The 21,340-nt window shown below is 32.4% G+C and carries 21 protein-coding genes; 13 read left to right on the top strand and 8 right to left on the bottom strand.

What is annotated here, in order from left to right:
* Window positions 1–40: 40 nt before the first annotated feature.
* A complete protein-coding gene (locus C3729_RS10200) occupies window positions 41–985 on the top strand; it encodes an AraC family transcriptional regulator (RefSeq protein ID WP_104794048.1) in 945 nt (314 codons plus the stop codon).
* Window positions 986–1,050: 65 nt separating this feature from the next.
* Here C3729_RS10200 and C3729_RS10205 read toward each other — a convergent pair whose 3' ends face one another.
* The 8 genes from C3729_RS10205 to C3729_RS10240 form a co-directional block, all read right to left on the bottom strand.
* The gene (locus C3729_RS10205; protein ID WP_104794049.1) at window positions 1,051–2,826 is read right to left on the bottom strand and encodes an acyl-CoA dehydrogenase family protein; all 1,776 of its coding nucleotides are present in this window, start codon (window positions 2,824–2,826) and stop codon (window positions 1,051–1,053) included.
* Window positions 2,827–2,947: 121 nt separating this feature from the next.
* On the bottom strand, window positions 2,948–4,132 hold the full coding sequence (locus tag C3729_RS10210; RefSeq protein WP_104794050.1) for a thiolase family protein: 1,185 nt from the start codon (window positions 4,130–4,132) through the stop codon (window positions 2,948–2,950).
* 131 nt (window positions 4,133–4,263) lie between these two features.
* Window positions 4,264–6,657, bottom strand: a complete 2,394-nt coding sequence (locus tag C3729_RS10215; protein WP_104794051.1) for a 3-hydroxyacyl-CoA dehydrogenase/enoyl-CoA hydratase family protein — start codon at window positions 6,655–6,657, stop codon at window positions 4,264–4,266.
* Between the two features lie 13 nt (window positions 6,658–6,670).
* The gene (locus C3729_RS10220; protein ID WP_069798987.1) at window positions 6,671–7,123 is read right to left on the bottom strand and encodes a MarR family winged helix-turn-helix transcriptional regulator; all 453 of its coding nucleotides are present in this window, start codon (window positions 7,121–7,123) and stop codon (window positions 6,671–6,673) included.
* A gap of 165 nt (window positions 7,124–7,288) precedes the next feature.
* On the bottom strand, window positions 7,289–8,212 hold the full coding sequence (locus tag C3729_RS10225; protein ID WP_104794052.1) for an ABC transporter ATP-binding protein: 924 nt from the start codon (window positions 8,210–8,212) through the stop codon (window positions 7,289–7,291).
* Between the two features lie 81 nt (window positions 8,213–8,293).
* Window positions 8,294–8,671, bottom strand: coding sequence for a GxxExxY protein (locus C3729_RS10230; protein ID WP_104794053.1), 378 nt, complete (start codon window positions 8,669–8,671; stop codon window positions 8,294–8,296).
* A 98-nt stretch (window positions 8,672–8,769) separates the two neighbouring features.
* Entirely contained in the window at window positions 8,770–9,741 is a 972-nt protein-coding gene (locus C3729_RS10235; protein WP_104794054.1) for an iron ABC transporter permease, read from the bottom strand.
* A 137-nt stretch (window positions 9,742–9,878) separates the two neighbouring features.
* Complete coding sequence (locus C3729_RS10240) at window positions 9,879–10,433, bottom strand: thioredoxin domain-containing protein (protein ID WP_104794055.1); 555 nt, start codon at window positions 10,431–10,433, stop codon at window positions 9,879–9,881.
* Between the two features lie 117 nt (window positions 10,434–10,550).
* Between C3729_RS10240 and C3729_RS10245 the strand changes: the two genes are divergently transcribed.
* The 12 genes from C3729_RS10245 (at window position 10,551) to C3729_RS10300 (ending at window position 21,255) form a co-directional block, all read left to right on the top strand.
* Window positions 10,551–11,186 carry a vancomycin high temperature exclusion protein gene (locus tag C3729_RS10245; RefSeq protein ID WP_165785761.1) on the top strand — a complete coding sequence of 212 codons (636 nt, stop codon included), beginning with the start codon at window positions 10,551–10,553 and terminating at the stop codon, window positions 11,184–11,186.
* A gap of 78 nt (window positions 11,187–11,264) precedes the next feature.
* Window positions 11,265–11,882, top strand: a complete 618-nt coding sequence (gene udk, locus C3729_RS10250) for a uridine kinase (protein WP_069798997.1) — start codon at window positions 11,265–11,267, stop codon at window positions 11,880–11,882.
* A complete protein-coding gene (locus C3729_RS10255) occupies window positions 11,882–12,241 on the top strand; it encodes an FtsB family cell division protein (protein WP_069798999.1) in 360 nt (119 codons plus the stop codon). Before udk ends, C3729_RS10255 begins: the two co-directional genes overlap by 1 nt.
* A 63-nt stretch (window positions 12,242–12,304) precedes the next feature.
* The gene (locus C3729_RS10260) at window positions 12,305–13,462 is read left to right on the top strand and encodes a methylmalonyl-CoA mutase family protein (protein WP_104794056.1); all 1,158 of its coding nucleotides are present in this window, start codon (window positions 12,305–12,307) and stop codon (window positions 13,460–13,462) included.
* Between the two features lie 77 nt (window positions 13,463–13,539).
* The gene (locus tag C3729_RS10265; RefSeq protein WP_104794057.1) at window positions 13,540–13,911 is read left to right on the top strand and encodes a GxxExxY protein; all 372 of its coding nucleotides are present in this window, start codon (window positions 13,540–13,542) and stop codon (window positions 13,909–13,911) included.
* Window positions 13,912–13,979: 68 nt separating this feature from the next.
* Window positions 13,980–15,131 carry a THUMP-like domain-containing protein gene (locus C3729_RS10270; RefSeq protein ID WP_104794058.1) on the top strand — a complete coding sequence of 384 codons (1,152 nt, stop codon included), beginning with the start codon at window positions 13,980–13,982 and terminating at the stop codon, window positions 15,129–15,131.
* Between the two features lie 77 nt (window positions 15,132–15,208).
* Complete coding sequence (locus C3729_RS10275; RefSeq protein ID WP_104794059.1) at window positions 15,209–15,430, top strand: hypothetical protein; 222 nt, start codon at window positions 15,209–15,211, stop codon at window positions 15,428–15,430.
* 72 nt (window positions 15,431–15,502) lie between these two features.
* Window positions 15,503–16,885 carry a dipeptidase gene (locus C3729_RS10280; protein WP_069799013.1) on the top strand — a complete coding sequence of 461 codons (1,383 nt, stop codon included), beginning with the start codon at window positions 15,503–15,505 and terminating at the stop codon, window positions 16,883–16,885.
* A gap of 364 nt (window positions 16,886–17,249) precedes the next feature.
* Window positions 17,250–17,996 carry an electron transfer flavoprotein subunit beta/FixA family protein gene (locus C3729_RS10285; RefSeq protein ID WP_104794060.1) on the top strand — a complete coding sequence of 249 codons (747 nt, stop codon included), beginning with the start codon at window positions 17,250–17,252 and terminating at the stop codon, window positions 17,994–17,996.
* Between the two features lie 85 nt (window positions 17,997–18,081).
* A complete protein-coding gene (locus C3729_RS10290) occupies window positions 18,082–19,029 on the top strand; it encodes an electron transfer flavoprotein subunit alpha/FixB family protein (protein ID WP_069799018.1) in 948 nt (315 codons plus the stop codon).
* Window positions 19,030–19,256: 227 nt separating this feature from the next.
* A complete protein-coding gene (locus C3729_RS10295) occupies window positions 19,257–19,856 on the top strand; it encodes a bifunctional nuclease family protein (RefSeq protein ID WP_069799021.1) in 600 nt (199 codons plus the stop codon).
* A gap of 79 nt (window positions 19,857–19,935) precedes the next feature.
* Window positions 19,936–21,255 carry a nucleoside permease gene (locus C3729_RS10300; RefSeq protein ID WP_104794061.1) on the top strand — a complete coding sequence of 440 codons (1,320 nt, stop codon included), beginning with the start codon at window positions 19,936–19,938 and terminating at the stop codon, window positions 21,253–21,255.
* The last annotated feature ends 85 nt before the right edge of the window (window positions 21,256–21,340 follow it).

Raw genomic sequence — 21,340 nt, forward strand, 5'->3', positions numbered from 1 at the left:
GCCAAATTGATTATTTTATCAAAAATATCATTCATAGTTTATGATACGAGAAGACAAACATTTGCTCTATACCCCTGAATTAACGGGACATGAGCAATTACAAAATATAATAGAAAACAAGACTACTTTCACCTTAAATAATTGTGAATTTTCTTTGTATGAAACGCACAAGAAGACAGAAGATGTTAAACTAAAGTTTAATGATTTGACTTTTACAGCGATGTTACGAGGGAAAAAGCACATGAAATTGGAAAATAAATCTGAGTATTTTGATTATTTTCCTGGTGAAACGGTTTTAGTTTCTCCCGGTGAAACAATGGTCATCGATTTTCCAGAGGCAGACGAAACTCCTTCACAATGTATTGCATTAAGTTTCAGTCCAGATTTTGTAGAAGAATCTTTGCATTATCTCAATACCAAATTGATGAAAGTAGACGAAAGCACTTGCTGGAGAATTTCTAGCGAAGAATTTTATCTGTTCAACAGTTTACCACTTGCTTCTGCAACCAATAATCTCATGAGAATTGCCATGGAAGATAACATGAATAAGGATATTATGGCAGATTTGGCGCTGAAAGAATTATTGGTGAGATTGATGCAAACTCAAGCAGGAAAACTCATTGAAAACGATTACAAAACCCTGAAAACTTCAAACCGATTGGCTTTTATCATAGACTATATTAAAAACAATCTTCATCAAAAATTAAGTATTGAACATTTGGCAAAATTGGCTTTCGTAAGCAAATCTAATTTCTTTAAACTTTTTAAATACGAACTCGGAACGTCTCCAAATGAATATATTCTTCAGCAAAGAATAAAACGTGCTAAAGAATTGCTCAAAGAAAACCAAAGCATTAAAGAAGTAGCTTTTGCGACTGGTTTTTCTGATACCAATCATCTCATCAAAACCTTTAAAACTTTTGAAGGTATTACTCCGAAAAATTATCAACGAAATTTATTTTCAGAATATAAAATCGTTTCTTAAATAAACAAAAAACCGCTTCAAGAAATTTGAAGCGGTTTTTTTGAATATAATTGAATTAACAAATTTTAGTAAGAATTTTTCTCTACAAAATGCTTAGCAATTTTCTCAGTTAACGCGATTACGTTTGGCTGATTGGTATATTTTGTAAATCTTCTAAGACCAGAAAGCATCATTCTTTGCTCATCTCCATCAGCAAAAGAAACAATTCCTTCTTTAGCAGAAGTAATTACAGCTTCTACCGCTTTGTAAAGGTTTAATTGTGCCATTGCTGCTTCTATAGAATCTGGACCGAAGTTTTTCTCAACTCTTAGAATTGCAGATTCTGCCATATAGATTTGGTTCAAGATTTCTGAAGCATTGATTAACAAGTGTTGTTGTTTTTCAATCTCCATCATGTATTTCTGAAGTGCAGCACCAGAAACCATTAAGAATACTTTCTTAAGATTTGCGATGATTGCTTTTTCTTCTGACATAAATTCTGAATAATCAGGCGTTTCGAAAGAAGGAATACCCATTAATTCTTTACCCACTGCCATTGCAGGAGACATTAAATCGATTTCGCCTTTAAAAGCTCTCTTAATTAACATTCCTACAGAAAGAAGTCTGTTGATTTCGTTTGTACCTTCATAAATTCTAGAAATTCTGGCATCTCTCCAAGCTGCTTCCATTGGTGTGTCTTCAGAGAATCCCATACCTCCAAAAATCTGAATTCCTTCATCTGCTGCTTTTTGAGCGATGTCTGAAACATATACTTTAAGGATAGAACATTCTACCGCGAATTCTTCTACACCTTTTAACTCAGCTTCTTGATGAGACATTCCACCAGCAACAAGTGCATCAATTTTATCTTGAATATCTTGAGCCGCTCTATAAGATCCAGCTTCTGAAACGAAAGTAGCAGTAGCCATTTCCGCTAATTTTTTTCTAATGGCTCCGAAAGTAGAAATAGGAGTATTGAACTGTTTTCTTTCGTTCGCATAGTTTACAGAAAGGTTGAAAATTCTTCTCTGTGCATCTAAACAAGCTGCAGCCAATTTAATTCTACCTACATTTAATGCATTTAAAGCGATTTTGAAACCATTGTTTCTTTCACCCAAAAGACATTCTACAGGAACTTTCATATCATTGAAGAAAACCTGACGAGTAGAAGAAGCTCTAATCCCTAATTTGTGCTCTTCTTCACCGAAAGTAAGGCTTTCAGGATTTTCTAGTTCGCTTCTATTTACTACGAAACCAGTGATATTTTTGTCATCATCAATTTTAGCAAAGAATGTGAATGTATCTGCAAAACCTGCGTTAGAAATCCACATTTTTTGACCATTAATGATATAATGTTTACCATCTTCAGACAATTTAGCTTTTGTTTTTCCAGAGTTTGCATCAGAACCAGCATCTGGCTCAGTTAAACAGTATGCTCCGAATTTAGTTCCAGCTGCTAAATCTGGTAAATATTTTTGTTTTTGAGCTTCGGTTCCGTATAATAGGATAGGAAGCGTACCAATTCCAGTGTGTGCTCCATAAGCAGTTGCCAATGAACCAGTTGCGCCAGAAATGTAATCACAAGCAATCATAGTAGATACAAAACCAAGACCAAGACCTCCGTAATTTTCAGGAACTGCGATTCCTAAGAATCCCATTTCACCGATTTGTTTCATACACTCTTCAGTGAATGCGTAGTCTTTTTTCTCGAAACGCTCTTTGTTAGGAACTACAACTTTGTCAATAAATTCTCTTGCAGAGTCGCGAAGCATTTTTTGTTCCTCAGAAAAATCTTCCATCGTGAAGATATTCTTAGCTTCTATTTCTTTTATTAGGAATTCTCCTCCTTTTAATGTGCTCATATTATTATTTTTTTATTCTGTATAATGTAAAATGTATAAAGTACAAAGTACATTTGGTTAATTTATTTTTTTTGAAATTTTAAAAGATACATTGTACATCGTACATTGTACTTTCTACGATTTAAAGAAGTTCAATTACACTTGCAGCGCCTTGTCCTGTTCCTACACACATAGAAACCATTCCGTATTTCACGCCTCTTAATTTCATTTCGTCAAGAAGTTGAACCGTCAATTTAGTTCCTGTACAACCTAGAGGGTGACCAAGAGCGATTGCTCCACCATTTACATTTAATATTTCTGGGTTTAAATCCAATTCTTTTTTAATGGCAACTGACTGAGAAGCAAAGGCTTCGTTCAATTCAATTAAACCAATATCTTGAAGAGAAAGCCCTGCTTGTTTTAGCGCTTTTGGAATGGCGTAAATTGGGCCAACTCCCATAATTCTAGGCTCTAAACCAACAGCTGCATAAGAAACTAGTCTTGCGATAGGTTCAAGATTCAATTCTTTTACCATTTCTTCTGACATTACTACTACGAAAGCAGCACCATCAGACATCTGAGAAGAGTTTCCTGCTGTAACAGAACCTCCAGCAGCAAAAACTGGTCTTAATTTTGCCAAACCTTCGATAGAAGTATCTGCTCTAGGACCTTCGTCTACTGAGAAATCAAATTTTTTGGTTTGAACTTTTTGATTTTCGTCTAAGAAATTATATTCTACAGGAATTGGAACGATTTGTTTGGCGAATTTTCCTTCAGCAATAGCTTTCAAAGCTTTTTGATGAGATTCAAAAGCAAATTGGTCTTGTTCTTCTCTTGTAATTTTATATTGCTTAGCAACTTCTTCTGCAGTATAACCCATTCCCCAATAATAATCTGGGTTAGATTTTGCGTAATGACTTTCTGGAACTGGTTTATAACCGCCCATTGGAATGAAAGACATAGATTCTGCACCTCCTGCAATAATACAATCTGCCATTCCTGCTTGAATTTTAGCAGAAGCAATCGCAATCGCTTCAGAACCAGATGCACAATATCTGTTTACGGTAACTCCTGGAACTTTATCGGTATTTAATCCCATTAAAGAAATCAAACGTGCCACGTTTAAGCCTTGTTCTGCTTCTGGCATTGCGTTACCAACGATTAAATCGTCGATTCTATCTTTATCTAGCTGAGGCAAATCTGCCATCAATTTTTCTATCACTTTTGCAGCCATTACATCTGGTCTGGTAAATCTTAAACTTCCTTTCGGAGCTTTACCTACCGCTGTTCTGTAACCTGCTACTATATATGCTGTTTTATTTGACATATTTTTTAAATTTTAAATTTTGATTTCGCCACTTCGTGGCTTTTTTATTTATGGCTTTTAATTTCATCGGGCTTTACCTGATGCTATTTTATTTCGCCACTTCGTGGCTCAAAACTTGATTTTTAAGATTTTTAGTTTCTTAGCGGTTTCCCTTTTTGTAACATAAACTGAATTCTTTCTAGTGTTTTTCTTTCACCACACAATTGTAAGAATGCTTCTCTTTCAAGATTCAATAAATATTGTTCTGTAACTACAGTTGGCTCAGAAAGATTACCACCTACCATTACATAAGCTAATTTATCTGCAATTTTCTTATCGTGTTCAGAAATGTAATTTCCAGTTACCATTTGGTCTGTTCCTACGTAGAACATTCCTAATGCACCTTGCCCAAGAACTTTTACTTTTTGAGGAATTGGTTGTGTATAACCTTGTTCTGCCAATAATTTAGCCACTTTTTTAGCTTCAGCAATTTGTCGGTTTTTGTTTACTACCACGATGTCTTTATGATTTTCAAGAATTCCCATATCGAAAGCTTCGTAAGCAGAAGTTGCCACTTTTCCCATTGCGATATTCATAAAAGCATCACGCATTCTATTGGTTTTCACATCATCTGCAACAAATTCTTTAGAAGTTCTTAAAGCAAATTCTTTAGTACCACCACCACCAGGAATTACACCAACTCCCGTTTCTACTAAACCAATGTATGTTTCAGCTGCAGCAACTACTTTATCAGCGTGCATTGTCATTTCGCAACCACCACCTAAAGTCATTCCGAAAGGTGCAACTACCACAGGAACAGAAGAATAACGAACTCTCATCATCGATTTTTGAAAATAAGCAATTGCCATATTCAGATCGTCCCAATCTTGTTCGATTGCCATCATCAAAATCATCGCTAAATTAGCTCCAACAGAGAAATTAGCACCTTGATTTCCTATCACTAAACCATCATATTCTTTTTCTGCTAAATCAATTGCTCTATTTAAACCATCAAGAACTTCACCTCCTAAAGAATTCATTTTGGAACGAATTTCAAAGTTGATGATTCCGTCTCCTAAATCTTGGATTGCAGAACCAGAATTGCTCCACAATGTTTTATTTTTTCTAATATTATCAAGAATAATGAAAGCTTCTTGACCAGGAATATTATTGTAATTTCCAGAATTTTTGTCGAAGAAAATGCTTTGACCTTCTTCATTTACTTTGTAGAAAGATTCTACTGATTTCACCCATTCTGAAACAGTGAAACCTGCTTCTGTAGCCAATTCAATGCCTTTTTGAACACCTACAGCATCCCAAATTTCGAAAGGACCGTTTTCCCAACCGAAACCTGCTTTCATCGCATCGTCTACTTTGTAAAGCTCGTCTGAAATTTCAGGAATTTTGTGAGAAACATAAGCGAAAAGAGCACCAAGAGATTTTCTGTATAAATCGCCTGCTTTGTCTTTACCACCAATTAAAACTTTGAATCTGTCAATTGGTTTATCAATATTTTTAGTGAGTTCAAGAGTAGCAAAATTTGCTTTTCCTTGATTTTCGTATTGATAAGAATCTAAATTAAGACCGTGAATTTCTGATTTTCCATCAGCATTTTTCACTTTTTTATAGAAACCTTGTTCCGTTTTAGACCCTAACCATTTGTTTTCCATCATCATATTGATGTAATCTGGAAGAACAAAAGTTCCTTTAAATTGTTCATCTTCTACACCAGAAGCATGAACACCGTTTGCTACGTGAACCAAAGTATCTAAACCTACCACGTCTGCAGTTCTGAAAGTTGCAGATTTAGGTCTACCAATAACTGGACCTGTTAATTTATCAACTTCAGTTACATTAAGACCAATAGATTTTACATTGTGAAGTAAATTCATCATCGAAAAAACTCCAATTCTGTTTGCAATGAACGCAGGAGTATCTTTTGCTAAAACAGTAGTTTTTCCTAAGAATTTAGCGCCATATTCCATGTAGAATTTCACGATTTCAGCATCGGTGTCATTGGTAGGAATAATTTCTAAAAGCGGTAAATATCTTACCGGGTTAAAGAAGTGCGTTCCTGCAAAATATTTTTTGAAATCATCACTTCTTCCTTCTACCAACATATTAATTGGAATACCAGAAGTATTAGAAGATACCAAAGTTCCAGGTTTACGGAATTGTTCGATTTTTTCGTAAACAGACTTTTTAATGTCTAATCTTTCTACTACCACCTCGATAATCCAATCTGTATTTTTGATTTTTTGCAAATCGTCATCAAAATTTCCTACAGAGATTCTTTCTGCAAACTCCTTTTTATAAAGTAGAGCAGGGCTGGCTTTTACTAATTTAGCCAAACTTTCTGTAGCAATTCTGTTTCGTACTGCTTTGTCTTCTTTGGTAAGATCTTTTTTCTGTTCAGCTTCTGTTAATTCAAACGGAACAATATCCAGAAGGAGAACTTCTACGCCAATGTTTGCAAAGTGCGCAGCAATTCCGCTTCCCATAATTCCTGAACCAAGAACTGTAACGTGTTTAATTCGTCTTTTCATTATAAATATAGGTTTATTTTTTATTGTTCATATCATTAGCAATTTTCAAAATGTCTCCCATGACTTCTTTGAAAACAGCGAATTTTTCTGGGTCTATTTTTTCTACCACTTTTTTATTAAATCCTACCACAACCTCTTTTGAAAGGTTTCTAGATTTAAGACCTTTGTCTGTCAATTTAATAATTACTTCTCTTTTATCAGAAGTTGTTTTTTCTTTGTAGATATAACCATTATCTTCTAAAAGCTTGATAATTCTAGTCAAAGAAGTAGGCTCAATAGCCATTTTAGGACCAAGATTAGTACTTCTTGTTCCTTCTTTTGGATCGATTTTAAGTAGCGTTAAAGCTTGTACAGCCGTAGAATTATGCATAGAAGCTTGTTCGGAGTACATTTTACTCACTGCCAACCAAACTGATTTAAGCATTAAGTCTACATTTTCTACTTTTTCTTTAGTCTTAGTTTCCATTTTTAAAAAATGTTATGCGTGCATAGCAAATATAAAAAAAATACTATGCGTGCATAGTATTTTTTATTACAAACGGATAACTTATTGATTATGTGACAATTAATTATTATGCAAAGAATAAGAGAAAGAATTTGAAAATGAGAAATTTCAAACGAAAAACGCTGATTATAAGCAATTTCTAATTGATAACAGTATTTCGTCAATAGATTGACAAGAAAACCTATTATTTTGGTAAAAAATCTCCCAAAATACACCCTGAAATTCTATTTTAAAACCAGAAAGGTCTCTTTTAAAGTTTTTTTGCAAAGCTGAGTACAACATTTCTTTTTCTAAAAATGGAGCTATAATTTCAGGTGAAACAAAGTCTTCATTGATGGTAAAAAGTCGAGGATTGGTCAATAAATCATTCTTCAAGAGAATGTCTTCCGCCAAACCTTCTTGGAGCTTTTGGTCATTAATAAACCAAATTTTATCAGCAAATTCTTTAGCCAATCGCCAATCGTGAGAAGAAAAAAGAATGATTTTATTGTGGTTTTTAGCTAAATCTCTCAACAATTTTAAGATGATGATTTTATTTTCTTCGTCTAAATGAGTTGTAGGTTCATCTAAAATAATCATAGGAGAATTCTGTGCTAAAGCTCTTCCAATAAAGGCTTTTTGAAGATTTCCATCTGACAATTTCTGCAACTGAATATTTCTATATTCTTCCAGCTTTAGCTGAGAAATAATGTTGTTGACATGTTCTACATCTTCATTTTCCAATTGATAATAAAAAGGCAAATGGATGAATTTTCCAAGGGAAATTAAATCTTCTGTGGTGTAATTTGCAGGAATTTGAGATTTTGCAAAAACCACTGCTATTTGTTCTGCAATTTCTTTATCTGAAAGTTTCTCTATATTTTTTTGATGTATCAAAATCTCACCATTTAATGTAGAAATCTGATGAAGTATACTTTTAATCAATGTGGTTTTACCCACACCATTATTACCAATCAGCAAACAAACATCACCGTAATCCAATGACGCATTAACCTCTGAAATAAGAGGTTTTTGGTAACCAATTGTTGTATTTTTTATTTGTAAAAACATTTTTTTTAACGCAAAGGCGCAATTCAATTTTTTATAAGTGTTACGTTTTTAAGGCGCAAGAAAATCAAAGATTTTCATTTTTTATAAACCATTAACAACTCTTTTTACTCCGTCTTTAAATATATCTGTTCTAAAATTAAGAATTAATCCTAATTTGCAATTTGTCAATTTTAAATAAGTCAATATCTGTGCTTTATGAACATCATTTATGAAGTCAACCGTTTTTATTTCTAGTATAAGTTTATCCTCAATAATAATATCAATTCTATAGGCATTTTCAATTCTTAATTCTTCATAGATGATGGGAAGTATTCTTTGTTTTTCTACCTTTAATCCAGTTTTTTTCAATTCATAAAACAAACATTCTTCATAAACATTTTCAAATAATCCTGCTCCAAATTTCCTGTGAATTTTTAATCCTAAATCAAAAACAATTTTTGATAATTCATTTTCTGTCATAGTTTTGTTATTAGTTTTTATTGAATTGTCATCTTAGATGACTTGCGTCTTAAATGCGCTTTGCAGATAAAACTTATTTTGCGACTTTGCGTTTAGTTTTATTTTTTCTTCAAAATCATCATCAGAATTACAGGTACTCCAAACAAACTCGTAATGACATTAATTGGGAATTGAGAAATCTCTGAAATAATAGAGAAAAACTCCATAATAAAAACTCCCAAAATCATGTTCAAAATCCATTGCTGCCACAATTTTGCAGGCGAATAAATCATTCTGCTAAAATGAGGAACTACGATTCCTATAAACAAAATTGGCCCTAAAAACGCCGTAACAGATGCAGAAAGTAGGGAAGAAGCAATGATGACAAAATATTTCAGTTGCTCTAAATTTACCCCTAAACTTTTAGCATATTGATTTCCTAAACTATTCCCGATGAGCGGTTTTATGCTTTTGAAACTTAAAAACAATCCAATTAATACTACAATAAATAGCACCCAAAGTTGATTTCTGGTCACTTGATTATTCGCACCAAAACTCCATAAAATATAGTTTTTCAGACTTTGATTTTCTGCATATAATTGTAAGATAGAAACTACTGCTCCTGCTAAAGCAGAAACCAAGAAACCAAAAATAATCAGATATGATTTATCTTGAAATTTTCTAGAAAAAATCAATAAAATACTCATCAGCAAAAGGCTTCCAAGAATTGCAGAAATACTGATGAAACCATTTTGCAAAAATTCTGGTAAAGTAAAATCTTGAGAAAAAAAGATATAAAAAGCTACGCTTAAACTCGCCACTGAAGTTATCCCAAGAACCGAAGGTCCCGCTAATGGATTTTGAAAATATTCTTGCAAAAGAAATCCAGAAGTAGGAATAGAAACGCCTGCTAGAAACATCGCTAAAACACGATTCATTCTGAGTTCTGCAATTTGTGAGTTCTGAGCATTGCCATCAAAAAAATCTGCTAAACCTAGTTTTATGAAACCTATATTTAAATTGATGAGAATCGTAATCACCACCAATGAAAATAGGAAAATAAGAATGGTTTTGAAAGTTTTATTGTTCACAGATTTTATTTAAAAACTTCACAAATTTAACTGAAAAAAATCTATGAAAAAGAAAACTCTCACTGATTTTGCAAATTTTGCAGATTTTTTTGAGTCTATTCATCTGCTTTATCAGCCCCATCTGCGAGAGAAATATTTTATTTAAAAGAATTCAGTTTTGCATCTAAATCTTCTTTGCTCATCATTCCTACTGTTTCTATTTCTTTATCACCTTTTTTAATCACGGTAAAAGGAATAGAACCACCATCCCAAGTCTTGGTAATCGTAGTGAAATAATCTGGTGCAATCATAGAAGCATCGAAAAGAACTACATTTTTTCTGATATCATATTCATCTGCAAAATCACTTACAGCTGTGTTCCAATCTTCTTTAGCATCTACACTTACAAAGGTAAATTTCACTGGTTTTCCTTTTAGTTCTTCCATTTTTTCTTTGAAATGCGGAATCTCTTTCATACAAGGTCCACACCAAGTTGCAAAGAAATTGGTTACATAAATGGTGTCATTTTTTTTTGGTGCAACCATTGCTTTTAATTGTTCTTGATTTACTTCAGGCAAAGCATTAACAGTAGTTACAGCTGAGCTATCTACTGTTTCATTGGTTGTTTCTTCTGTTAATTGATCTGGAGCTTCGTTCTTTTTACAAGAAAATAGTGCGGTTAATATAAGTGTGGAAAAGATTAATTTTTTCATAAATATTAATTGTTTATTTTTGTTATGGAATTGATTATTGAGTCGATTTTACAAATATAATAAAATCAAAATGCTTCTTTTGATATATTTGTTACCAACGAATTTAGAATTATTTTATTGAGAATCCTTTTAGACATATTTAAAAAATTTTTCTTGTTGATAGAAATAGGATTTTTGCTGATGATATTGGCAAACTTCTGGGTATTTTCTCTCACCGAAGGAAGAACGTATACTAAAATTTCTAAAATTCCGCCAAGAGAAGTAGCACTGGTTTTAGGAACATCCCCCAAAACGATGGCAGGAAATGCCAATCCATATTTCATTTCTAGAATGGATGCTACTGCGCTACTTTATCATCATGGAAAAATCAAAAAAATCATTGTAAGTGGCGAAAAAAGTAAAGGCTATAACGAACCAAAAGCCATGAAAAATTTCTTGATTTATCAAGGTGGAGTTCCCGAAAACATTATTCTAGAAGACCCAAAAGGTTTTAACACTCGCGAAAGCATTCTAAGATGCAAAAATGAATACCAACAAAAAAACGTAATCATTGTTTCACAAGGATTTCATAACCTTAGAGCTTTATTTTTTGCAAGAAACATTGGTATGAACGCATTAGGATTTGATGCCCAAGACGTTACTAAATATCAGAGTTATTACAGAAATCACTTTAGAGAATTTCTCGCAAGAGTACAAGCTGTAGTATATTATATTTTTGGAATTTCCAATGAAGAAGAACATCTGAAAAAATAGGGTTTCTGACCAAAAAAGAACGCATCAATCAACCAATTATTTAGGAATTTAGCTAAATTTGTAAAAAATATATTTTTAATGTTAGTAATAGGTATTGCAGGTGGAACTGGTTCTGGTAAAACCACCGTAGTGAATAATATTTTGCAACAATTGAATGCAGAAGGTGTAAATGTACTTTCTCAAGACAATTATTACCATGATAATCACCAATTATCGCTCTCAGAAAGAGAAGCGCTGAATTATGACCATCCAAAATCAATCGATTTTGAATTATTGGTAAAACATGTAAAAGCGCTTAAAAGAGGAGAAAACATAGAACAACCTTTGTATTCTTTCGTTACGCATTCTAGAACTGGAGATCACGTTACTGTAGAACCTAAAAACGTTTTAATTGTAGAAGGAATTTTGGTTTTGACTAATCAGGAACTTTTAAAGGAATTCGATCTTAAAGTATTTGTACACGCAGATTCAGACGAAAGATTAATCAGAAGAATTAGACGTGATACACAAGAACGCGGCAGAGATTTACATGAAGTTCTTCACCGTTATCAAACTACGCTGAAACCAATGCACCAAGAGTTTATAGAGCCTTCTAAAAACGAAGCAGACCTTATTGTTCCTAACATGAGAAAAAATTCTGTAGCTATTGATTTTCTTTCTACAGTCATTAACAATTCTCTTAAAAAAGCCTATTAATGAAGGAACTAATTAAAGATATTCAGAAAAAATCTCCGAGTTGGCGTTTCGTTCAGAAATACCTTCTCAATAAATATTTTATTACCATTTTTCTTTTTTTGGTATGGATGATTTTTTTTGATTCCACATCTTGGTTAGTCATCAAAGATTTAAACAAAGAAATAGACAAATACGAAGAACAACTCTCGTATTACAAGTCAGAATATCATAAAAATGATGCTTTCTACAAAAAGCTCATGAACAACAAAGCAGAAAAAGAAAAGTTTGCGCGAGAAAATTATTTCATGAAAAAGAAAAATGAAGAAATTTTCATTCTCGTGGTAGACAGTTCTGCCATTAAGCAAAAAGAAGAAGAATAAATAAATTATCTTGAATTTCGAATGTCGAAAAACATTTGAACATAAAACAAAAAACCATACATTATGTTTGCTCAAGTTACCCTTCAGGATTGGGAAAATCTGGTCAAAAAACAATTGAAAACAGAAGATATTTATGCCGTTCTTACCAAAGAAAACTTGGAAGGCATTTCTGTAAAACCTTATTATGCCGACACTGATTTTGTCTTAAAAAACCTTCCAAAAGTAGAAGAATCTACGCATTTGGTTGCTAAATATCAAGATAATTTAGAAGAACATGCTTATGCGTTTTTACTTGAGCATAATGTAGAACATTTGACCGAAAAAACGCTTTTCGTGGCCAATAAAGATTTGGCAGGACACATTTCTCTTGCAGATGATAATCAATATATTTCTTTGATAAATGTTTTTGAAAATCAAGAAATTAACACGCAATTAGCGGAAGAATTATTATCTAAAAATTTCAAAAGAAATATTGCGGTAGATACTACTTTCTATCAAAATGCTGGAGCTTCTATCACGCAACAATTGGCTTTAGCATTAGCAAAAGCAAAAGATTTGGCAGAAGTTTTTGGAGCTGAAATTTTAGAAAAATTGGTTTTCAAATTTGCAGTAGGGGGAAATTATTTCTTTGAAATTGCAAAAATCAGAGCTTTTAAAATCCTTTTCAATCAACTTTCTAAAGAATTCGGACTAGACAGCATTCCTTACATTTTCACAGAAACTTCTCTAAGAAATAAAGCTAAAAACGACGAAGAAAATAACCTTATTCGTTCTACGCTAGAACTTTCCGCTGCTATGATTGCTGGTTCTGATGCGGTTTATAGCAATGATTTTAAAGTACAAAATTCTAATTCACTTTCAGAGGAAATTTCATTTAAACAACAAATTGTTTTGGCATACGAAAGTATTATTAATGTTTTTGACGATGCTGCCAACGGAAGTTATTATATTGAAGAAATTACCCATCAATTTGCAGAAAACGCTTGGAAATTATTCTTAGAAATCGAAAATTCTGGTGGTTTTATAGAAAATCTAAAATCTGGAAAAATTGCTGAAATGATCTATCAACAGGCAATTGCAGAACAAAATTGGGTAGAAGAAGGGAAAATAAAACTCATTGGTGTAAATCTTTATCCAAAACTAGAAAAAACCAAATCTGTAGAACAACTTTATAATCCTCAGGAAATAAAACCAGTAAGATGGGCTGAAATGTTTGAGTAATCGCCACTAATGCACGAATATTTTTTAAAAAAAAATTGTTTTTAATTCCACTAATTCACAAATTGAAAAACTAATATATGGGTATCATTCATAAGGATGAGTCATATCAAATTATTGGAATTTGTATGGAAGTTCACAATAATTTGGGAGCAGGTTTTTCAGAAATTGTTTATAAAGATGCTTTGGAATTAGAATTCAAGAATGCTAAAATTGAATACTCTAGAGAAAAAGAATATGCAGTAAACTACAAAGGCATTATCCTTTCTCATAAATTTTATGCAGATTTTGTCATATTTGATAAAATTATACTTGAAGTTAAAGGGAAAAATAAAATAGTTGATGAAGATATTGCACAATGTATTAATTATTTAAAAGTATCTGGAAATAATTTGGCTCTTTTGGTAAATTTTGGCGAACCAAAACTTAATTATAAAAGAATAGTTCTTTAGTCAAAATTTATTATAAAAATCAAATAAATTAAATATAATTTGCGCATTTGTGGCATAAAAAATAAACTTTGAATCAAGAAAAATTAAATAAAATTCGTGTATTCGTGGCAAAATATAAAGATGCAGATTTGCATTCTTTGTTATTGAAAAAATCTCCATTTCCTGAGGTTTCTATACAAGAATTGGTTCAGCAAATCAAAGGTAGAAAAGTAGCAGAGAAAAAGTTTCCTTTTTTGAATCAAGAAAACATTATTTTCCCGCCAAATCTTAATCTAGAACAGGCTTCATCACAAGACACCGCAGACTTCAAAAAACAGTTTTTTAAAGGGAAAAAATTCATTGATTTAACTTGTGGTTTTGGAATTGACGCTTATTTTTTTTCTCAAAATTTTGAAGAAATTACTTTAATAGAGCAGAATACAGAGCTTTTGGACATCGTAAAACACAATTGGGAAGTTCTCGGAAGAAAAGCGAATTTCATTAACCAAAAATTAGAAGATTTTCTAGAAAACAATTCGGATAAATTTGATTTGATTTACTTAGACCCTGCAAGAAGAGATAATCATAACAGAAAAGTATTTCTTTTAGAGGATTTGTCGCCTAATATTATTGAAATTCAAGAGCATTTAAGTGACATTTCACCTGAAATTTTAATAAAACTGTCACCGCTGATTGATATTCAGCATTTGGTTTCTTCGCTTCAAAATATTCATAAAATATGGATTATTGCGGTCAAAAATGAAGTAAAAGAAGTTTTGGTTTATCTCAAGAAAACAGAAAATCAACCAGAAATCTTCTGCATCAATTTACAATCTTCAGAACCTGAATTTCACTTTAATTTAGATGATGAAAAACATTGTAAATCAGAATTTTCAATTCCAAAAAAATATATTTACATTCCAAATAATTCCGTATTAAAATCTGGAGCTTTTAATTTAGTTTCAGAGAAATTTGGTTTGAGAAAATTACATCAGAACACACATATTTATACTTCCGAAGAAAAGATAGAATATTTCCCTGGAAGAATTTTTGAGACAGAAGAAATCAATTCAAAAGCGATTAAAAAGGGTGAACAATTTAATATCATCACCAAAAATTTCCCTTTAAAACCTGAAGAAATCAAGAAAAAATACAAAATAAAAGACGGAGGAAACCAATACCTTATCGCGGTAAAATCTCTTTCTGGAAATCATTTCCTAGTAGGAAAACTTCTTGATTAAGAAAATTTTAAGTTTTTTTTGTGGTAAACTCAATATTTCTTACTTTTGGAAAAATTTATAAACGTAATAATTTAGATATGAAAAAATTGGTATTTGCTGTAGCTGCAGCGTCTTTTTTAGTTTCTTGTGGTTTACCTGAAGGAGGAAACAAGGGAGTTTTGAAAAAAACTGAAGATGTAGTAAGATATGACGATGAAAATGCTGAAGCGCCTACTTACAAAGAAAAAACAGACTCTGCTACTGTAGTAGAACAACCAGCTGCAGCAGAAGTTAAGGTAGATAGCACTGCAAAAAAATAAGATATTTTCTCATACAAAATACATGTCTTGCAATTGCGAGACATTTTTTATATTTACTAAAATTTTAAAACAATGTCGGACACACAAAGTTATATCCAACAAAACAAGCAACGTTTTCTAGACGAATTGATAGAATTATTGAAGATTGCTTCTATTTCTGCAGACCCAGCTTACAATCAAGATGTGCTCAATTGTGCTGATGCTGTGGCAAAACACCTTGCCAATGCAGGAGCAGATCAAGTAGAAATCTGCGAAACCAAAGGTTATCCTGTGGTTTATGGTGAAAAAATCATCAATCCAGAATTACCAACTGTTTTAGTCTATGGTCACTATGATGTTCAACCTGCAGATCCATTAGAATTGTGGGAAAGCGGACCATTTGAACCAGTGGTTAAAAAGACAGAACTTCATCCAGAAGGTGCGATTTTTGCAAGAGGAAGTGCAGATGATAAAGGCCAATTCTTCATGCACGTAAAAGCTTTTGAAGCAATGATGAAAACCAATTCTCTACCTTGTAATATTAAATTCATTATTGAAGGAGAAGAAGAAGTAGGTTCTGTAAGTTTAGCTGGATTTTTAGAAGAAAATAAAGAAAAACTTTCTTGTGATGTTATCTTAATTTCAGACACGCATATTTATTCTAACGAACAACCAACGGTGACTACTGGTCTTAGAGGTTTAAGTTATATGGAAGTAGAAGTAGAAGGTCCGAACAGAGATTTACACTCGGGATTATATGGTGGTGCTGTTCCTAATCCAATTAATGTTTTAGCCGAAATGATTGCTAAACTTCATGATGAAGAAGGGAGAATTACCATTGATGGTTTTTATGATAATGTAGAAATCGTTTCTGCGGAAGACAGAGCAGAAATGAATAAATTAAAAGACAACCCAGAAGAATTCAAAAAATCAATTGGATTAAGTGGAGTAGAAGGTGAAACTGGTTATACTACCCTAGAGAGAACTTCTATAAGACCAACTCTTGATGTAAACGGAATTTGGGGAGGATATACAGGTGAAGGCGCTAAAACCGTCATTCCTAGTAAAGCATTTGCTAAAATTTCTATGAGATTGGTTCCTTATCAAACAGACGAAGAAATTACTGAAAAATTCACGAAATATTTTGAAAAAATAGCTCCAGCTTCTGTTAAGGTAAAAGTTACGCCTCATCACGGTGGAATGCCTTACGTTTTACAAAGCAATACCAAAGAATTCCAAGCGGCCAAAAAAGCGATGGAAAAAGCCTTTGGTAAAGAAGTTTTACCATATAGAAGTGGCGGAAGTATTCCTATTACTTCTCTTTTTGAGAAAATTTTAGGAGCAAAATCAGTTTTAATGGGCTTTGGTTTAGATTCTGATGCGATTCACTCGCCAAATGAACACTACGGATTGTATAATTTCTACAAAGGAATAGAAAGTATTCCATATTTCTTTGAATTTTATACTCAACAATAAATTTTAAGTTAATCCTCAGTCGAAAAGATTGAGGATTTTTTATTTCTGGTTAAAATTTGAGAATTAACTCCACTTTTTTGGGAAAGAAAAAACAATTAATTTGTGGTAATTTTTAATGATTTCAAAAATTATTTCCGAAATAAAATCTCAAAATTTCCTTTGTTTCAGGCAATTATCGTATATTTATGCATTGAATATAAATATTTTTAGAGTATTATGCATGCATAATATATTTTTATTTAAATTAGCAAACATTCAAATAAGAAAAATTGAACCTTATGAAATCGCCGTGATTACCAAAACTAATTATAATGATGAATGAGCGATTGCATATGACCTTAAAAAAAACAATAAAATTCTACATATGAAAATATTAGTTTGTATTAGTAGTGTTCCAGATACTACTTCTAAAATTAACTTTACTGCAGATAAATCTGCTTTTGACAAAAACGGAATTCAGTGGGTAATTAATCCTTACGACGAATTTGCTCTTACAAAAGCTGTAAAATTACAAGAATCTCAAGGCGCTACAGTGACCATCGCTACTGTAGGTGACGCTGCCACTGAAGCTGTAATGAGAAAAGCTCTTGCTATCGGTGCAAATGACGCAATAAGAGTAAACGCTGAACCAAAAGACAGTATTACCGTAGCTAAAGAATTGGCTAAAATTGTAGAAGAAGGTGGTTATGACTTGGTACTTTGCGGTAAAGAATCTATTGATTATAATGGTGCTGCAGTTCCAGCAATGATTGCTCAATTACTTAATAGACCTTTCGTAAACGCTTGCGTAGGTTTAGAAGTAAACGGTGCAGAAGCTACTGCAGTGAGAGAAATTGAGGGAGGAAAAGAAACTTTAACTGTAAAAATTCCTGCTGTAATCGCTGGTCAAAAAGGTATGGTAGAAGAAAAAGACCTTATTATTCCTAACATGAGAGGAATTATGTCTGCTAGAACTAAACCTTTAACCGTAAAAGAACCAACTGAAACTGATGTTAAAGTAAGTGCAGTATCTTTTGATGCTGTTCCGGCAAGAGCTCAAGTAAAACTAGTTTCTGCGGATAATCTAGACGAATTGGTAAGATTACTTCACGAAGAAGCAAAAGTTATTTAACAAATTATTAATCTATTTGAAATTTGAAATTTGAAATTCAAAAAATCTCAAATCTTAAATCTCAAATCTCAAATCTTTTTAAATTATGTCAATTTTTGTATATACCGAAAATATTTCAGGAGCATATAAAAAAGCAGCTCTAGAAGCTGTTTCTTACGCAAAAACAGTTGCAGATATGTCTGGAACTGATGTAGTAGCGGTAAGCATTAATCCTACAGATGCTGCAGATGTTCTTTACAAATACGGAGCTTCTAAAGTGGTCACTCTAAAAAGTGACGCACTTAAAAGTTTCAACCCAAAAGCTTATGCAGAAGCTCTTGCTACTGTAGTAGATGGAGTAGTAGTTTTTCCGCATTCTACAGATGCTAGTTCTGTAGCTCCTATGCTTGCTGTGATTAAAAACGCTTCATTATTAACTAATGTAGTTTCTGCTCCAGTTGCTGTTTCTCCATTCGAAGCGAAGAGAAAATCTTTCTCTGGAAAAGCTTTTATGGATGCTAAAGCTCATGGTGAAAATGTAGTGGTTACTGTTTCTCAAAACTCTTTCGGAGTAAAAGAAAATCCAGTAGCAGGTTCTGAAGAAGTAAAAGAAGTTTCTGTTTCTGCAGAAGGTCTTACAGTAGTGAACCAAGAAAAATCTTCAGGAAAATTAGACCTTAAAGAAGCTGAAGTTGTAGTTTCTGCAGGTAGAGGGATGAAAGGTCCTGAAAACTGGGGAATGATTGAAGAATTAGCTAATGTTTTAGGTGCAGCTACTGCTTGTTCTAAACCAGTTTCTGATATCGGTTGGAGATCTCACTCAGAACACGTAGGACAAACCGGTAAAGCCATTGCTCCTAATTTATACATAGCAGTAGGTATTTCTGGTGCTATTCAGCACTTGGCTGGTGTAAACTCTTCTAAAACCATCGTAGTGATTAATAATGATGCAGAAGCACCATTCTTTAAATCTGCTGATTATGGAGTAGTAGGAGATGCTTTCCAAATTATTCCTGCACTAACAGAAAAAATTAAAGCATTAAAAGGACACTAAAATATCATCCTTTTTAAAAATATCAATCCGAGATTTTTATCTCGGATTTTTTTGTCGTTGCAGAAGCCAAAATTTTTTATTTCTTTTGAAGAATAAATGAATTTCTCATTATATAAAAAGTAAAACCAATTTTATCATCAAAACTTGTGAAATAAATCATCTGAAGGCAGTGATAAAATTTTAAATATCAAATGTTAAATTTTAAAAATTAAAGTATATTTGTATTCATGGATTATAAACAACTAATCATACGCGGAATATCTTATAGCCAAACTCAATCTGGAGCTTATGCACTGCTTCTGGAACATGAAGAAACTGGCGTAAAACTACCTGTAGTAATTGGTAATTTTGAGGCTCAATCTATTTCTTTAGGTTTAGAAAAAGACTTGCGACCACCTCGTCCACTCACGCATGATTTATTTACCAAATTTGTAAATTCTACGCACTACACGCTAGAATCGGTAATTATTTATCAAATTATTGACGGTGTTTTCTTTTCTAATCTCAATTTTAAAAATACAGAAAACGGAGAAGAACTTATTTTAGATGCCAGAACTTCTGATGCCGTAGCAATGGCAGTACGTTTTGATGCCCCAATCTATACTACAGAACAAGTATTGAACGAAGCTGGAATTCTTCTAGAAATTGACAATAACAATGAATTGCCAGAACCTGAAACTGCTTCAGAAAGCGAAACTTCTGACCTCAGAAAACTCAGCACAGAAGAATTACAAATTTTATTAGACGATGCTGTGAGAGAAGAAGACTATGATACCGCTATGGAAATCCAAGAAGAACTCAAAAGACGAAATAAAAAAATTGACTAGCGCTAAAAATTAAAATTAAATAATAAACTCTGAAAACACTCAACGGTCTAAAATACCGTAAAAGAAAAAATTACTACTTATGAATATTAAATTTAGATTGACACTGCTCAGTTTTCTACAATTTTTTGTTTGGGGAGCTTGGCTTACTACCTTAGGAACTTATGGCTTTGGTATAAAAAAATGGTCAGGAGAAGAATTCGGAATTGTATTTATGACATTAGGAATTGCTTCGATATTTATGCCTGCTATAATTGGTATGATTGCAGACCGATGGATCAACGCTGAAAAAATTTATGGAATACTACATATCCTTTATGGTATAACATTAGTTTTTCTAGCTAAGACTGATAACCCTACAACTTTCTTTTGGATTTTATTATTTGCCATGTTTTTTTACATGCCAACTATATCCTTATCTAATTCTCTATCCTATACAATATTAAAGAATAATAATTACGATGTGGTTAAGGTTTTCCCTCCAATTAGAGTTTGGGGAACAATAGGTTTTATTGCCGCAATGTGGATAACTAATATTTTCAGTGATAACTTGTCACCATTAAACTTTGGAGTAGAAGCAGGAGAGAAATTAGCATCAATAACAGGAAACATAATAAATGCTAATCAATTTTATATTGCATCATTTGTTGCTATAATTTTAGGCATATATTCGTTTACAATGCCTAAATGTCCTCCTCAAAATGTAAATAGCAATAGCTCATTATTTGAAAAATTAGGACTTAATGCATTTAGTTTATTTAAAGACTATAAAATGGCACTATTCTTTGCTTTCTCAATGCTTTTGGGAGCTGCATTACAATTAACAAACATGTATGCGGACACATTCTTAAAAGACTTTAAAAATATAGCGGAATATGCTAATTCTACCGTTGTACAATACTCAACTATGATTGTATCAATTTCTCAAATTTCTGAAACTTTATTCATTTTAACGATTCCTTTTTTCCTGAAAAAATTTGGTATTAAGAAAGTGATGCTAATGAGTATGGTAGCTTGGGTGATTAGATTTGGATTCTTCTCTTTTGGTTCTCCAGATGGTTTTGGTTTATTGTTAATAATATTGTCAAATATTGTTTACGGAATGGCCTTTGACTTTTTCAATATTTCTGGCTCACTTTTCGTAGAAACATCTACAGATTCTAAAATACGTTCTTCTGCACAAGGTTTATTTATGATGATGACTAATGGCTTTGGAGCAATTTCTGGAAGCTATTTAAGTGGAGTAATCATTAGCAAATTTTTCACAGATGTTGCAGGAGTTAAAGACTGGCACGGAATATGGCTTACTTTTGCAATATATGCATTAATAATAACTGTTCTTTTTGGCATTATGTTTAAACACAAGCACAATCCAGAAGCAATAGGAAACGTATCTCATTAATCTAAATCATTGATTATAAACATAAAACACACTTTTTAAAAAGTGTGTTTTTTTTTGTACTTTGGCGAAAAGAATTTTAAAATTT

The organism is Cloacibacterium normanense (assembly GCF_002943105.1).
Classification (GTDB): domain Bacteria; phylum Bacteroidota; class Bacteroidia; order Flavobacteriales; family Weeksellaceae; genus Cloacibacterium.

Bases quoted from the DNA above. Each gene is read 5' to 3' on its own strand.
- C3729_RS10200 (WP_104794048.1), top strand. From the start codon at position 41: ATGATACGAGAAGACAAACATTTGCTCTATACCCCTGAATTAACGGGA.
- C3729_RS10205 (WP_104794049.1), bottom strand. From the start codon at position 2,826: ATGAGCACATTAAAAGGAGGAGAATTCCTAATAAAAGAAATAGAAGCT.
- C3729_RS10210 (WP_104794050.1), bottom strand. From the start codon at position 4,132: ATGTCAAATAAAACAGCATATATAGTAGCAGGTTACAGAACAGCGGTA.
- C3729_RS10215 (WP_104794051.1), bottom strand. From the start codon at position 6,657: ATGAAAAGACGAATTAAACACGTTACAGTTCTTGGTTCAGGAATTATG.
- C3729_RS10220 (WP_069798987.1), bottom strand. From the start codon at position 7,123: ATGGAAACTAAGACTAAAGAAAAAGTAGAAAATGTAGACTTAATGCTT.
- C3729_RS10225 (WP_104794052.1), bottom strand. From the start codon at position 8,212: ATGTTTTTACAAATAAAAAATACAACAATTGGTTACCAAAAACCTCTT.
- C3729_RS10230 (WP_104794053.1), bottom strand. From the start codon at position 8,671: ATGACAGAAAATGAATTATCAAAAATTGTTTTTGATTTAGGATTAAAA.
- C3729_RS10240 (WP_104794055.1), bottom strand. From the start codon at position 10,433: ATGAAAAAATTAATCTTTTCCACACTTATATTAACCGCACTATTTTCT.
- udk (WP_069798997.1), top strand. From the start codon at position 11,265: ATGTTAGTAATAGGTATTGCAGGTGGAACTGGTTCTGGTAAAACCACC.
- C3729_RS10255 (WP_069798999.1), top strand. From the start codon at position 11,882: ATGAAGGAACTAATTAAAGATATTCAGAAAAAATCTCCGAGTTGGCGT.
- C3729_RS10260 (WP_104794056.1), top strand. From the start codon at position 12,305: ATGTTTGCTCAAGTTACCCTTCAGGATTGGGAAAATCTGGTCAAAAAA.
- C3729_RS10265 (WP_104794057.1), top strand. From the start codon at position 13,540: ATGGGTATCATTCATAAGGATGAGTCATATCAAATTATTGGAATTTGT.
- C3729_RS10275 (WP_104794059.1), top strand. From the start codon at position 15,209: ATGAAAAAATTGGTATTTGCTGTAGCTGCAGCGTCTTTTTTAGTTTCT.
- C3729_RS10280 (WP_069799013.1), top strand. From the start codon at position 15,503: ATGTCGGACACACAAAGTTATATCCAACAAAACAAGCAACGTTTTCTA.
- C3729_RS10285 (WP_104794060.1), top strand. From the start codon at position 17,250: ATGAAAATATTAGTTTGTATTAGTAGTGTTCCAGATACTACTTCTAAA.
- C3729_RS10290 (WP_069799018.1), top strand. From the start codon at position 18,082: ATGTCAATTTTTGTATATACCGAAAATATTTCAGGAGCATATAAAAAA.
- C3729_RS10295 (WP_069799021.1), top strand. From the start codon at position 19,257: ATGGATTATAAACAACTAATCATACGCGGAATATCTTATAGCCAAACT.
- C3729_RS10300 (WP_104794061.1), top strand. From the start codon at position 19,936: ATGAATATTAAATTTAGATTGACACTGCTCAGTTTTCTACAATTTTTT.